At 40.5% G+C, this 13,641-nt stretch carries 17 protein-coding genes; 6 read left to right on the top strand and 11 right to left on the bottom strand.

Annotation, left to right across the window (positions count from 1 at the left end):
- Positions 1–4: 4 nt before the first annotated feature.
- Positions 5–2,854: a 2-oxoglutarate dehydrogenase E1 component gene (locus HWX64_RS20750; RefSeq protein WP_175991392.1), complete on the bottom strand. Its 2,850-nt coding sequence runs from the start codon at positions 2,852–2,854 to the stop codon at positions 5–7.
- A 749-nt stretch (positions 2,855–3,603) separates the two neighbouring features.
- Between HWX64_RS20750 and HWX64_RS20745 the strand changes: the two genes are divergently transcribed.
- Positions 3,604–4,119: an Hsp20/alpha crystallin family protein gene (locus HWX64_RS20745; RefSeq protein WP_175991391.1), complete on the top strand. Its 516-nt coding sequence runs from the start codon at positions 3,604–3,606 to the stop codon at positions 4,117–4,119.
- A 5-nt stretch (positions 4,120–4,124) separates the two neighbouring features.
- Here the strand turns inward: HWX64_RS20745 and HWX64_RS20740 are convergent, their stop codons facing one another.
- The 3 genes from HWX64_RS20740 to HWX64_RS20730 all read right to left on the bottom strand — a co-directional run bounded on the left by HWX64_RS20740 (position 4,125) and on the right by HWX64_RS20730 (position 7,153).
- Positions 4,125–5,552 (bottom strand): HAMP domain-containing histidine kinase, encoded by a 1,428-nt coding sequence (locus HWX64_RS20740; protein WP_175991390.1) that lies wholly within the window; start codon positions 5,550–5,552, stop codon positions 4,125–4,127.
- Complete coding sequence (locus HWX64_RS20735) at positions 5,549–6,229, bottom strand: response regulator transcription factor (protein WP_175991389.1); 681 nt, start codon at positions 6,227–6,229, stop codon at positions 5,549–5,551. Before HWX64_RS20735 ends, HWX64_RS20740 begins: the two co-directional genes overlap by 4 nt.
- A gap of 267 nt (positions 6,230–6,496) precedes the next feature.
- The gene (locus tag HWX64_RS20730) at positions 6,497–7,153 is read right to left on the bottom strand and encodes an HAD family hydrolase (protein ID WP_175991388.1); all 657 of its coding nucleotides are present in this window, start codon (positions 7,151–7,153) and stop codon (positions 6,497–6,499) included.
- Between the two features lie 101 nt (positions 7,154–7,254).
- Between HWX64_RS20730 and HWX64_RS20725 the strand changes: the two genes are divergently transcribed.
- From HWX64_RS20725 to HWX64_RS20715, 3 genes are all read left to right on the top strand, one after another.
- Positions 7,255–7,425 carry a hypothetical protein gene (locus HWX64_RS20725; protein WP_175991387.1) on the top strand — a complete coding sequence of 57 codons (171 nt, stop codon included), beginning with the start codon at positions 7,255–7,257 and terminating at the stop codon, positions 7,423–7,425.
- A 204-nt stretch (positions 7,426–7,629) separates the two neighbouring features.
- The gene (locus tag HWX64_RS20720; protein ID WP_175991386.1) at positions 7,630–8,358 is read left to right on the top strand and encodes a 5-oxoprolinase subunit PxpA; all 729 of its coding nucleotides are present in this window, start codon (positions 7,630–7,632) and stop codon (positions 8,356–8,358) included.
- A gap of 74 nt (positions 8,359–8,432) precedes the next feature.
- Positions 8,433–8,831, top strand: a complete 399-nt coding sequence (locus HWX64_RS20715) for a secondary thiamine-phosphate synthase enzyme YjbQ (RefSeq protein ID WP_175991385.1) — start codon at positions 8,433–8,435, stop codon at positions 8,829–8,831.
- Positions 8,832–8,877: 46 nt separating this feature from the next.
- Here HWX64_RS20715 and HWX64_RS20710 read toward each other — a convergent pair whose 3' ends face one another.
- Both HWX64_RS20710 and HWX64_RS20705 read right to left on the bottom strand, forming a co-directional pair.
- Positions 8,878–9,264 carry a thiol-disulfide oxidoreductase DCC family protein gene (locus tag HWX64_RS20710; RefSeq protein ID WP_368495601.1) on the bottom strand — a complete coding sequence of 129 codons (387 nt, stop codon included), beginning with the start codon at positions 9,262–9,264 and terminating at the stop codon, positions 8,878–8,880.
- Positions 9,265–9,303: 39 nt separating this feature from the next.
- Positions 9,304–9,885, bottom strand: coding sequence for a histidine phosphatase family protein (locus tag HWX64_RS20705; RefSeq protein ID WP_175991384.1), 582 nt, complete (start codon positions 9,883–9,885; stop codon positions 9,304–9,306).
- A gap of 182 nt (positions 9,886–10,067) precedes the next feature.
- Between HWX64_RS20705 and HWX64_RS20700 the strand changes: the two genes are divergently transcribed.
- Complete coding sequence (locus HWX64_RS20700; protein WP_175991383.1) at positions 10,068–10,268, top strand: hypothetical protein; 201 nt, start codon at positions 10,068–10,070, stop codon at positions 10,266–10,268.
- A gap of 590 nt (positions 10,269–10,858) precedes the next feature.
- Here the strand turns inward: HWX64_RS20700 and HWX64_RS20695 are convergent.
- From HWX64_RS20695 to HWX64_RS20675, 5 genes are all read right to left on the bottom strand, one after another.
- A complete protein-coding gene (locus tag HWX64_RS20695; RefSeq protein WP_175991382.1) occupies positions 10,859–11,329 on the bottom strand; it encodes an NUDIX hydrolase in 471 nt (156 codons plus the stop codon).
- A gap of 77 nt (positions 11,330–11,406) precedes the next feature.
- Positions 11,407–11,643, bottom strand: a complete 237-nt coding sequence (locus HWX64_RS20690) for a hypothetical protein (RefSeq protein ID WP_175991381.1) — start codon at positions 11,641–11,643, stop codon at positions 11,407–11,409.
- Between the two features lie 85 nt (positions 11,644–11,728).
- On the bottom strand, positions 11,729–11,956 hold the full coding sequence (locus HWX64_RS20685) for a hypothetical protein (protein WP_175991380.1): 228 nt from the start codon (positions 11,954–11,956) through the stop codon (positions 11,729–11,731).
- A gap of 138 nt (positions 11,957–12,094) precedes the next feature.
- Positions 12,095–12,460 (bottom strand): aminoacyl-tRNA hydrolase, encoded by a 366-nt coding sequence (locus tag HWX64_RS20680; RefSeq protein ID WP_175991379.1) that lies wholly within the window; start codon positions 12,458–12,460, stop codon positions 12,095–12,097.
- A 92-nt stretch (positions 12,461–12,552) separates the two neighbouring features.
- A complete protein-coding gene (locus tag HWX64_RS20675; protein WP_175991378.1) occupies positions 12,553–12,888 on the bottom strand; it encodes a hypothetical protein in 336 nt (111 codons plus the stop codon).
- 155 nt (positions 12,889–13,043) lie between these two features.
- Between HWX64_RS20675 and HWX64_RS20670 the strand changes: the two genes are divergently transcribed.
- The gene (locus tag HWX64_RS20670; protein ID WP_175991377.1) at positions 13,044–13,640 is read left to right on the top strand and encodes a TetR/AcrR family transcriptional regulator; all 597 of its coding nucleotides are present in this window, start codon (positions 13,044–13,046) and stop codon (positions 13,638–13,640) included.
- Position 13,641: the final 1 nt, after the last annotated feature.

Below are 13,641 nucleotides of genomic sequence, written 5' to 3'. Positions count from 1 at the left end.
TTTCTTATCGAGTTAACGCTTCATTAATGATACGTGCTTGTTCTTTTTTGTGTACAGTCGGTTCACCTTCTGAAGGACTTGAACGTCTTCGGCGCCCTACATATTGAACTTCAACGCCTTCTGGTGCCAAATCACGAAGTCTTGGTTCAACGAATGTCCAAGCTCCCATATTTTTAGGTTCTTCTTGAATCCATACTAGTTCTTTTAGATTTGGATATCTGCCCAGGATGCCTTCTAAGTCATTCTTAGGGAATGGGTAAATTTCTTCTAATCGAAGGATATGAAGCCATTCTGTTTCTTCGATACCCTGAAGCTTCTCTTCAAGGTCGATCGCGATCTTTCCGCTTCCCATCACGATTCGCTCTACTGCTTCATGGTTTTCGCCCAATCCCTTTTGTTCTAAAACGGAGTGGAATTCACCACTAGCGAGTTCTTCTGCCGTAACAGCGGCAAATTGATTCCTTAACAAGCTCTTAGGAGTCATGATAACGAGCGGACGTACTTCTTCCTTTTGAAGGATTGCCGCTTGACGACGCAGGATATGGAAGTACTGTCCTGCAGTAGAACAGTTAGCAACTGTCCAGTTATATTCTCCGCCTAATTGGAGGAACCTTTCCAGACGGGCACTCGAGTGCTCCGGCCCCTGTCCTTCATAACCGTGAGGAAGAAGCATGACAAGTCCTGTTTTTTGACCCCATTTAGCTCGGCCTGCAGAAATGAACTGATCGAACATTACCTGAGCCATATTGGAAAAATCACCAAATTGGGCTTCCCAGAGGACCAGTGTTTCAGGTGCAAACACATTGTATCCATATTCGTATCCCACAACTGCTGTCTCCGTTAATGGACTATTATGCACAACAAATGATGCATTGCTGTCCTGGATATGGTGCAATGGGATATATTCCTCACCGGACTTTTCATCGTGTAAGACGAGGTGGCGCTGTGCAAAAGTCCCTCTCTCAGAATCCTGACCGGTTAAACGAATCGGCGTTCCATCTTTTAATATCGATGCAAATGCGAGTGTTTCCGCATGTGCCCAATCGATTTTACCTTTACCCTCAAATACTTGGCTGCGTCTTTTCAAGATCTTCTCAAGCTTCTTGAAGACATTGAAACCTTCAGGCCATTGCAGTAATTCTTCATTTATTCCCTGAAGCTTATTGAATTCAACTGAGGTGTCCAGTTCAGGCAGTCCATTTGCTACATCTTCTGGAGGAGCAAGCACCGTATCTGGATCTTCATCTTTTGCAGGCACCTTTTCATAAGCTGCCTTCAGTACTTCTTCAATCTCGGTGTCCATCTTATTGATATCTTCCTGGGTTACAATGCCTTCGGAAACCAGCTTCTCAGCATACAGTTTTTTGACATTGGGGTGGTTCTGAATGATTGAATACATTTGCGGATTCGTGACCATCGGTTCATCCATTTCGTTATGACCGAATCTGCGATAGCCGATCAAATCGATGACAAAATCCTTGCCGAATGTTTTACGATATTCATAGGCTAAAACGGCTGCAGCCAAACAAGCTTCCGGATCATCAGCGTTGACGTGCACGATTGGCACTTCAAAGCCTTTCGCTGTATCAGATGCATATTTCGTAGAACGTGAATCACGGCTTTCTGTCGTGAATCCAATCATATTGTTGGCGATTAAATGAATCGATCCCCCGGTGTTATACCCTCTCAATCGACTCATATTAAGTGTTTCTGCCACTACTCCCTGACCAGGGAAAGCAGCATCCCCGTGAATCATCACAGCATAAGATGTTTCAGATGACTGTACAGGGTATCCGTTGTCTTCACGGTTCTCCTGCGCCGCACGTGTGTATCCTGCCACAATCGGGCTTACAACCTCCAAGTGGCTTGGGTTGTTTGCCAAAGTAACACGGGCTCTTGCAGTAGGCATTGCCTGCGGTGAGATTTCCCTGTCTGCTCCCAGATGGTATTTCACATCACCGGTCCAGCCGAAAGTGATTCCGATCGATCCCTCTGAAGGAATCAGGTCTTTGCTTGGAGCGTGCTGGAATTCAGCAAATATCATCTCATATGGTTTACCGATTACATGTGCGAGGACATTCAATCGACCGCGGTGAGCCATCCCGATATTCACCGTTTTGGCCCCGGTCTCAACCGAATAGCGTATTAATTCATCCAATAGCGGCACCATCGTATCCAAGCCTTCTATGGAAAAACGTTTTTGGCCAACAAATGTACGATGGACATATTTCTCAAATCCATCGACTTCCGCCAGACGCTTTAATAATGAAATTTTTTGATCTTTTGACAGCGGTGAAAAATAAGAACCTGATTCAATTTTTTCCCTCAGCCAATTTTTCTCTTCCAATTCATGCACGTGAGCATATTCAAATGCCAGCTTTTGTGTATAAACTTCCTTCAAGTGATTTACAGCCTGAAGTCCGTCTTTGATATGAGAGGGGGCATCCGGACATAAAAACTCTACAGGGATACTTTTCAAGTCTTCTTCGGTTAAATCGAATTCTGACAACTCAATCCTTCTTGTATCTTTATTCCGATCATTCAGCGGATTGATATCTGCCGCTAAATGTCCATATGTACGAATATTATCCGCCAGCTTAACAGCTGCTACCATCTTACTTAATGCTGTAGGCTGTGCAGGCAAAGTAAAAGAAGTATCTGCTTTTTGTGCACTCGCCATCACTGCGGCATCTTCAGCAGTAGGAGGCCCCCATTGTTCAAATAATTCCCTCAATTCAGGATCTACTCCTGCCGGATCCTCAAGGAATTGTTCATAAACCTCCATCACGTAGCCCAGATTTGGTCCATAAAAGGAATGCCATGGCTCGCCTTGGTTTGTCGATTGCTTTTTCATTGTGAAAAACCTCCAACTATTTGCCAGTTAGTATAATTTGGGTATCAGGTATTCTTCCATTTCAACAGTGGTTTATTGTTATGCAAGAATAGTAATTAACAAAGCATTAAAACGCTTACAAGGATATTTTATCACTGTACAGTAGTAATATAAAGTCTTAATGACAAATTTCTTAAAATTTTGTTTTCTACTCTGCAAGCTATCCATTTAACTTATATTCCCATAATAGATTGTGAAAAACTTCATATAAAAAACGATTATTCTGAAATAACTTTATATTAAGCGCTTTCTTACTCACCCTCTTATGAATGCCTAATAAGGTAACTTTTTTTCATAAACCATCTTACTACTCTTACTAAAAAAAACCAAATACTTTTTATCATTTTCACTAATTTTTATTATTTGTAAGAATTGTATATTAGAAGTGTTTCATAAAGCGAAGTTATTACACTCTTTCCCTTATTGTTAACTCTGTTAAACACCTCTCTGGATTTCAATGAAAGTCACAACTTTCCCCATGGCGGGCAAGCCGCCCGCTCTCCCCCAGGGTATGACTGTCACTCCAAACAATGAATGGAAACAATCGAAACCAATATGATTCAATTAACGCCCTTGGTCTATAGATTAACACCAAAGCATTTGAACTCTTCGCCCATACTTGCATAGAATATTACATCCTAAAGATTCCGGTTTATGATGAGCTTGCTGCTGGCGGTTTGCTTAGAGTGTACTTAAGAAAGGTGATGCTTATGTTCCCTTGGAGCCTTTTTCCATTCAGTAAAGATATGAAGGAACAAATGAATCAGATGAACCCGAAAGAAATTGATTCCTATGTTCAGGATATGATGAAAAAAATGTTTCCCGGCGGATGGAATAACATGATGAACCCTGCTGAAACAATGAAAGGTCATCAACCTTTCATACATCCAATGAGTAACGAACCAAATCATCATCATCAGGATTCAAAGGGTTCGTCACCTTCGCATTCAATTCCAGTCAATATTTTTGAGACGTTTGAAGATGTCTATATCCGATTGAAAATCCCTAATGATGAGTGGATGAAACAATTGAAGATCTATCATACATCCAATCAGGCCATCATTGAAAATATCCCTGAACATGGTGACCGGCAAGTACTCACTCTTCCTTCACTGGTAAAAAGGAAAGGAGCGGTTGCACAATTCAGGGATGGCATCCTTGAATTAAAGATTCCAAAAAGCATTGACATGCAATATACAGAAATAGACGTCTCAGATAAATATTGAGACGTCTACATTTCTGTGTTTTGCTCATTCACCTTTTTCAGGGAAACACGGATGATTGTCCCTGCCGGTTCATTCCTCTTGGCTTCGATCGTCCCTCCATAGTTATAAATTAACTTTGATGCAATTGCCAAGCCTAATCCGTATCCGCCTTTTTCTCTGCTCCTTGCTTTATCTACCCGATAGAAACGATCAAAGACTTTTTCCAGATCGGCTTCAGGTATTCCCATTCCTTCATCCTTCACATCGATGACAAGGTGTTCATTTAGTTCTGATAATTTAACTTCTATGCATGTGTCAGGTTCGGAATACTTTACTGCATTGTCCAATAATATAACCAAAACTTGTTCAAGATGCCTTTTCAATATTAACGCTTTGTTGTTCTGTTTCATTTCACTTCTGACCTGAAATACATAATCTTCATGCAGGAAGGCAAAATCACGGACGATTTTTTCCGCTGCAGACTTTATATGAACTTTTGAATTTTCATGATCTTTCATTTCTCGGTCCGCTCTTGATAACTCGAGGAGTTCATCGACAAGCCGTTTTACTCTTTCAAGCTCTTTTAATGAGACCTGTAAGGATTCTTCTAATATCGATGGGTCCTTCTTCCCCCATCTGTTTAATAAGGCCAGATGTCCCTCCAGTACTTGAATCGGAGTTCTTAATTCATGTGAGGCATCTTCCACGAACTGCTGCTGCTGCTTGAATGACTTTTCAATCTCGCTCATCATCTTATTAAATATTTGTGATAAATCACTTATTTCGTCGTGAGCGTTCGTGTTTTCTACCCGCCTCTGAAATCCACCTTGTTCAATGGATCTCATCGCCTCTGATAATTTATTCAACGGCCGTATGAAGTTTCTGGCCATTAAATAACCGAATAGTGCACTTAGAAGCAATGCGGCGGAACCGGTTATCGTCATCATCCAAAATAAGTTCTTCATGATTTTCTCATAACGATTGAGCGGCTGGATGATCTCTACATACCCGTCGAATTGTCTCGATCGTATTGGGGAATGTCCAATCAATATCTTCCTTCCATCCGATTCAATCATTTTGACTGTTTTATCTTTGACTGGCTGAAAAGGTATATAGAAGGAGGGCTCGTTTTCCCCTCTGATTTCCAATACCTGTTCACCACGCTGGTCAAGGATCCTGATGGTCTGATCCTTTTCTGCAATCTGCTTCATGAGATCTCTGCTGTCATGAATATCGACCAGTTGGATATCCTGGCCTCGCTGTTTTAAAAAAACCGTGATTTCATCCAGAACACGATTGAAATTGTTCTCTTCTTCATCAATCATCCATTTACTGATAGCATGATACTGAAAGAAACTGAACAAAAAGAATGCGAAAAATATGGCAGATCCGGCTGCCAGTGCCCACTTGACCTTTAATGAGGATGGTGTAAACCACCTTTTTAATGTGTTCATGTCCTCATCACATATCCGGTGCCTCTCACCGTTTGAATGATGCTCTCATCAGCTGTGGAATCCAGTTTATTACGGAGGTAACGGACATATACGTCTACAACATTGGTTTCCACTTCCGACTCATAGCCCCATACTTTATTCAGAAGGACCTCACGGGTCAGCACTATGTTTTTATTTTCCAAAAATGCAAGAAGCAGGTCATATTCTCTTTTTGTCACGATGATCTCGTTACCATCTTTATAAACTTGTCGTGATTCTTTATAGACTGTCAGGTCCTTATGTCCAAGAGTAGTGACCGTTGATTGAGGCAAATCGTTTTGAGACCTGCGAAAAACCGCTCTCAGTCTTGCGAGGAGCTCTTCTATCGCAAATGGTTTTACGATATAATCATCTGCCCCGCTATCAAGTCCCGATACTCTATCCATCACACTATCCCGTGCTGTGATCATGAGGATGGGGGTTTCATTGGACTGCCTGATCCTCCTGCATACTTCGAGGCCGTTGAGGCCAGGCAGCATCAGGTCGAGCAGTATAACATCCCATTCTTCATTTAAAGCCATATCAAGGCCATCTCTCCCGGTAAATGCGAGACCAGTATCATATCCTTCATATTTAAGTTCTAATTCAATAAAGCGTGATAGATTTTTTTCATCTTCAATTACTAAAACTCTTTTCATTCACTCACCTGCTAAATATACTGATTACATTATTTCTTTGTGAAGAAGTCATTGAACGACTGAAAAATTTCAATTCCCTGATAAGTGAACAATGACAAAGCAGTGAAACTAAAAAACAGGATGGGTATGAAGCGAATCCACATCATATGATTACCTCCCTTTTTTAACTCTCGGGTTAATCATCCTCTCTAAGTATTAAAATCTGATGAGAAAACGGTAAAAATTTTCTAAAACAAATGAAGTTAACATAATTTAATTATCGTAACTTCATTTTATGTTTTTTATCAATTCGAGTAAATCAGGAAGTTCTTCAATTTCATATTGAATCCCCTCCCCATCCCAATGTGCCGTTTTTCTCCATATGCCTTTCATTCCACACTGCTTGGCAGCCTTTACATCATTTATTGGATGATCCCCTACATAAACGGCACTGGAAGGTTCGACGCCTAGTTGATTCAAAGCATGCTTAAAGATTCGGGGGTCCGGTTTTTTGATTCCGAAGCTTTCTGAAATTAATATGATATCAAAAAAAGGAGCTATCTTAAGTGCCTCAATCGTACTGGTCTGTAAATCTACCCTGCCATTGGTGATCAGCCCTAAATAGTATCCTTCTCTTTTCAATGTCGATAATACATGATGCAGACCGGGAAAAGCTGCTGCGTGGCTCGCAAAATTCAATACATAATCCCTTACTAATTCTTCCGTACAAAAATGGTCCAGAGAAAAGAACTTGATTATCTGTTCATAGACGACATCCTTCCACACATACCCTCTTTGGTCCCACTCCATAAACTTCGAACAGAACTCTTCTTTGTTCACATCATATTCAGCAAATAAACGGTCGTATTGGTCTCTGATGAAATTCAATAATGATCGTTCCCTATTCAGCAGGGTTTCATCTAAGTCAAAAAGAATCGCCTTCAATACTTTTCTTCCTTTCATTTGAACGTTTAATTATTTTCATGAAGAGGTATTTATATCCATATATATATATTACCTTTACTTTAAAGAAAGGAGAGAAGTATATGATGGTGTGGCTCATACTGATCCTGTCTTTAATTATCTTTTTTGCCATCGTTGAGGAAGTAATTTATTTTATCCTGCGTACGAGAGTAATAGAAAATAATCATAAAGCCAAAGAAGGAAAAATAAAATCCCTTTATAAAAAGGTTAAATTAAAGCTTAGTCCTTCCTAGGATTAAGCTTTTTCTTTTGGGGAGTGATATAACGTTGAAACCAAATGGCTGACAACAATTCCTTCGATTGTTCTTATCATTCTATCAAAGTTTCTTAAAGCAGGTACGCGGCCAGATAACCTGAGCCCTATTCAGCCCTTGAAAGTGATTGAACAGCATCCATATGATAAGATAAATACTACTAAAATACTTGAAAGGGTGTTCATGGTGAGAATTGATTTAAATTGTGATTTGGGAGAAAGCTTTGGTGCCTATACAATCGGGCAAGATGAAGAAATGATGAAATATGTAACTTCTGTCAATATAGCATGCGGTTTCCATGCCGGTGATCCCCTCGTCATGATGCGGACAGTAGAAAAGGCTCTTGAGCATGACCTGAGGATAGGGGCGCATCCTGGATTGCCAGATCTCCAGGGATTCGGACGGAGAAACATCCATATCACCCCGCAGGAAGCTTATGCCCTGGTTCAATATCAAGTCGGCGCGTTGCAGGCAATGGTAATAGCACAGGGCGGAAAGCTAACTCATGTAAAACCGCACGGTGCATTATATAATATGGCAGCAAAAGACAGGGACCTTGCAAACTCTATAGCGAAATCAGTATTTGATATAGACAAGAGTCTCGTATTATTCGGTCTTTCTGGAAGCCAATTGACCGATGCAGGTTCAGAGGCAGGTCTTCCAGTTGCCCACGAGGTCTTTGCAGACCGCTCTTACCAAGCAGATGGAACTCTCACTCCAAGGTCTCTTACAGGTGCCGTCCTTCATGATGTTGACAAAGTGGAGGAACAAGTATTGAGAATGGTTGAGCATCAGGAAGTCAATACCATAACGGGAGAAGTCATTTTCATTCAAGCTGACACGATTTGCTTACATGGGGATAATATTGAGGGTGTCAGCCTGGCTAAGAGGCTTAGGGAAAAACTGGGATAATACCTGAAAAGTTTAAACAGGGATCATGTTGGATAGAAATCTGGAGAAGATATTTTTTGGAAGGAGTCATTCGAATGAGAATAATCGACTTAGAAACTCACAAACGTGATGAAATGATTGACATCACACGCAGCGTTCAGGAGTACGTCGGCCAATCCGATATTTCAGATGGACTGGCCGTCGTACAGTCACTGCATACCACCGCTGGAATTACAGTAAATGAGAATGCCGATCCCGATGTAAAGACGGACTTTATAAGACGGCTTGATGAAATATATCCCTGGAATCACTCCAAAGACCTCCACGGTGAAGGGAATACAGCGGCTCATTTAAAGACGAGTACGGTAGGGCATTCCCAAACAGTTATGATTAAAGATGGACGATTATTGCTGGGTACTTGGCAAGGAATTTATTTCTGCGAATTTGATGGCCCGCGAAACCGTAAATTTGCAGTTACCATCATTGGTGCATAGAATCCATTTTGGACACAGACTCCGGTGTTCAATCCGGAGTCTTTTCTTAAAGAAACCTGTCTCGCTCATCTTTACTTGGAATCATACAGGCATCCTTACGCCCGAACCATTTATAACGATTTGCGGCTATCCACTTATACAATCTGTCCCTGACCGGCTTCGGAATCATGAATAAAATACGGAAAATCTTCCATGGCCACTTTAATCGCGATGCTATTTTTAAAGCCGCAGTCGATTCCAAATAAACTTCCCCCTCCATGATCAACACGATACTGTCAGTGGATTCAGGAATGTGATATTGCTCCCTGAAGCGTTTTCCGGCCTCGCTCTGCAGAGAAGCAAACTTGAATTCCTGCATTGGATCCCTTTGCATGATAAAACGCACAGAGTTATTACATAAGTTACAAATCCCGTCGAATAAAATGATTCCCACTATTCCAACACCTCACCTCTGTATTTATTGTCTGAGAGGTTATTTCTTACATTCCATTAAATGATCTGTGACATTATAGCCATCCACATTCCAGGCCTCCTCTTTGAAAAAGAGGTTGGTTAAGCATCCGTTAAACAGCCGGAAATCCTTCAGCTTACTGCCATCTAAATGATACTTTTTAATGATTGCATGGATGACGGCACCATGTGAAACCATCAAGACTTTTTTATCCGGGAATTGTTTACTGATCTCTTTCAACCCTGCTTCTATCCTTTCGTCAAGCTCCTCTTTCGTTTCCATCCCCGGAAAGACGAAACCGGGATATTCCTTCTCCCTTACCTCTCTTGTCAAACCTTCACCTTCGCCAAAATACCGTTCTTTGAAATCATTCATTTCGATCATCGGAAGGTTAAGGGCTTCATTGATGATTTCAGCTGTTTCTTTCGCTCTCATCAGGGAAGTAGTGACGACCACATCCCAGTCCATGTCCTTCAGAAACTCCCTGCACTCCCCAGCTTGCTTCCTACCCGTATCATTAAGCGGGATATCCGTCTGTCCCTGAAGTCTGCCCTTCAGATTCCAGTCGGTTTGACCATGGCGGACGATACAAATTTGAGTCATTCTTACTCTCCCCTTTTATCACTTATCAGTTTAGATGTTTTACTGATTTTATCACATCCGAAACACGAATGGATAAGAAATAGCATATGCCTGTTCGATTCATGATTTTTTCTTACACATCCGGATGTTTTGTTTCTTTATTAAAGGGAAAATAATTAGAAAACAAGGAGGTTATAAAGATTATGAGACCTGAAGTAGGGATTGATAATCATAGAAAAGGATCTGAAATAAAGGAAATATTTGTAGATGCATTGCAGAGGGACCTTACAATGGAAGAAAATCTGCTCATCAACAATTGGGTACAGCACTTCAATAAGGAAGAAAGAGCCACGATCATCAATATGATGAAAGAAATGGTCAATAAACATAAACGCCATGACTAAACCGGATGGCAAACAAAAAGGAAAGCCCCGCACGCTTGGGACTTTCCTTTTGTTTTCTGTTAACCGCTCCTGTCTATTCCGTTGAGAGCGGATTTCCTTACAGGTTGCTTTTGATCATTAAAGATCATCTGTCTGTTCTAATAATCGATCTATGTCAAATCTATAAATTGGCGTGTGAATATCTTCTTGTGCAAGTTCTGCGGTATCTTCCAGTATTTCATCTATATTCATACTTAAAGTACCTCCCCCGGTTGTTAATATGATCTTTCTTCATTTCATGAAGTAGTTGATAATACATTGTTCGTTCATGTCAGATCATTTTTGGGGGTATTTTATTTTTTTATAAGTTCTTTTCTAGGTGAGTAAAATAAACAAGGACCGTTCCTTTCCGCGGGGAGGAAGTCAAGCCTCCTCGACGTACCGTCTGCGGGGTCTCGACTTTTCCTCTATTTCCCGTCGGAGTCAAGTGCCTTCCGCTACATTATACTCTGTGTTCTTATTGAAGTTAATAGGATAAATCCTGCAAAATTGGATTTCAAAAGTATTTCTATAAATAAAGTTATCAATTAGAAAAGTTCTAAAAACTGATATTATTCTTGCTCATTGATGCAATATCGATTTCTATATTCTTCTATCATTTCTTTATGACTCCCTACCATATTTGCAGGAAGGTTACTGAGCGGGTGAAATTCTAGTTTGATGGATTCAGACTGCTCGGCTTTCATTTCACCGTCAAATTCCTTTGTGAAGTAAGCGGTGGCCACAACATAAAATTCATCGCCATTTTCTGCTTTTATGAATTGATCTTTCCCGGAGTATACATTTAACAGGTGCAGATCACCCAATTGTAGATTGGTTTCTTCTTTTACTTCTCGTCGTGCAGTTTCTTCAGTGGATTCTGCGAGCTCCATCAAACCTCCAGGCAGCCCCCATTTCCCGCTTGGAAATCTCCTCTGCTGAAGAAGAACATTTTTATTGTCATCCAGTATGAGCACCACCGAGCCCGGAAGAATGAGAGGCCGGGTCCCTACCAGTTTTCTTAATTCCTCTATATAACCCATCGACGCACTTCCCTTCTATCACTATGTATAAAATAATAAAACCCAAGAAGCAAAGACGCTTCATTGGGTCATTTCAATCAACGTATGTCGCTATCAAATGGAGTTTCCGTGCCGTTTGTCTTATAAGTCGGATCTAATCTTTCAATTGCTTGGATCAGCTTGCGGTCACTCTCGGTTTTATGTTTCATAAAACTCATGGCTTTAAAGATGAACACAATTGTCAAAACAATGATAAATAGAGCAATTCCTAAATACAGAATACTAAAAAGTCCAAAAAAGATGCCGATTCCTTCCATACCCATGCCTGTTTCCATTCATTCCACCTCCATATCCATATTATATAGAAAAACGATTCATATTTACATTAAAATGGCAGTAGGCTTACTATTTACCATAAGTTTATGAGAGGTAGTGACACACTTCAAATTGATTACCATCCAAATCCATGAATTCAAAATACGTCACTCCCTCGTCGGTCAGCACTTCCCCGGCCTTCACATTGCGATTGAGCAGCTTTAATCTTGTTTCTTCCAAAGCATCTGAAAACAAAATCGTTTTTGTTGAAGAAGGACGCGCCTCTCCCTCCTGAATGGTTATTGGAGTTTCTCCCGCCCCCACCTTAAACACAATATAGCTCCCTTCTGAAAGATTTCCTCGAGTTCAAGCACCGTCTTATACCACTCCCGGGCACGATTTAAATCACTGACGGAAATATGTACCGTGTCTATTTTCGAAAACAATTGATATCACTCCTTCTAAAATAGGTTAATTCTTTAATAAAGTCAGGTGCCCAACAAGCTCTTTCGCTTCCCATTTATCCATCGGGGGCAGAGCGACTACCGTTAATGAACCTTTTTGAATCTCCGTTAACCCGCTGTCCCGGATACTGAAAAATCCATTCCCCTCCATTTTTTCAAGATCAGCTTGTTTTCCTTTTAGAATGATTTTTTTCATTCCTGATTGTAACCACTCAACGAAATCGGACTGTCTATCTTTAAATGAGGTGTTGGTCATGGCCATTTCGATGGTGCTGAGTGTTGCTGCATGTGCCACTTGTGCGGCGGTTTTTCCTTTAGACATGTTCAATTCTTTATTTACGACAAAATATTGGACAAGATCTCTATTTGCCACTATCCTTTACCCCCTTTCATCAATAGGTAATCCAATGTGATTATATAACAATACTAGCGTTTTTCATGGAAGAAAGGAAACTCAAAGAGAGATTATTTTCTTCTGATTTTCTCTACTTTATCTTGATGTACGGTCACCTTTACCTTCTCGCCAATCCGGTAGTCTGCATACCTGTCACAATCGATACTGTAAATGGCTGATATACGGTGATCTTTGAACTTAAAAGCACAACCTGAACCATCTCTTTTAATTTCACCACCGGAGCTGATCCCTTTTAGAAATCCTGAATCATCCCGGGGATAATACTTTTCTTCAATTGTCATCCACCTCTCACCTTTAGAAGGAATCAGTCCTTTGAAATTCAGCAGGAAGGTTAAACACACCAGCGAAAGACATAAAACCGCAATTTTCACTTTTTCTTTCTTCATGATCTCCCGGCCTTTCTGTTTGAAATCAACAGAGCCATTATATGAATTTCCAACATAACTGATGACAATTATTTTCGGGTTGCATTTCAGAGAAATAGAAGGTAGAATCTAAACTAACGAACGGTAGTTAGTTTTATGTTGGAGGTATTCATAGTATGAAACACGGAAACAAAAATAGAATTAAAAAAGCTGCTTTACGGTTATTTGGACAAAAAGGATATGAAGACACTTCCCTTCATGAAATCGCAAGCTCGGTCGGTATTAAAAAGCCATCCATTTACAACCATTTTGCAAATAAAGAAGATATTTTTTCTGCTGTATTAGATGATTTGCTGATCACCGAAACAACCGCTTATCACCAGCTTCAGCAGGAAATGGAACAAGGATTGCCAAAAGCGAATCTCAAACGTTTATTCGATCTTTATTGCAGTCGATTGATGACAACCGAAGAAGCATTGCTATGGAAGCGGGTCACCTTTTTTCCGCCTCCGCAATTCAAGGAGTTCATTGAAGAAAAGTTCTTTCAATTCGAAGATGCGATAACGGGCATTTTATCTGCCATCTATGAAGATGCCCTTGAATTGGATATTTTGCAAAAAGTCGACAAGAAGGACTTTGTGGCCTCATTTTTATGTTTGGTTGATGGGATTTTTCTTGAGCATCATTACTACAGTGAAGATATCTTCAAACAAAGAATGAATGCTGTTTGGAGAGTATATACTTTAGGGATTTTTAATGGAAAAGGAGAATGAA

The organism is Bacillus sp. Marseille-Q1617, from assembly GCF_903645295.1.
Taxonomy (GTDB): Bacteria; Bacillota; Bacilli; order Bacillales; family Bacillaceae_B; genus Rossellomorea.
The sequence above is the reverse complement of the archived record's forward strand: the minus strand, read 5'-3'. Positions and strand labels throughout refer to the sequence as shown.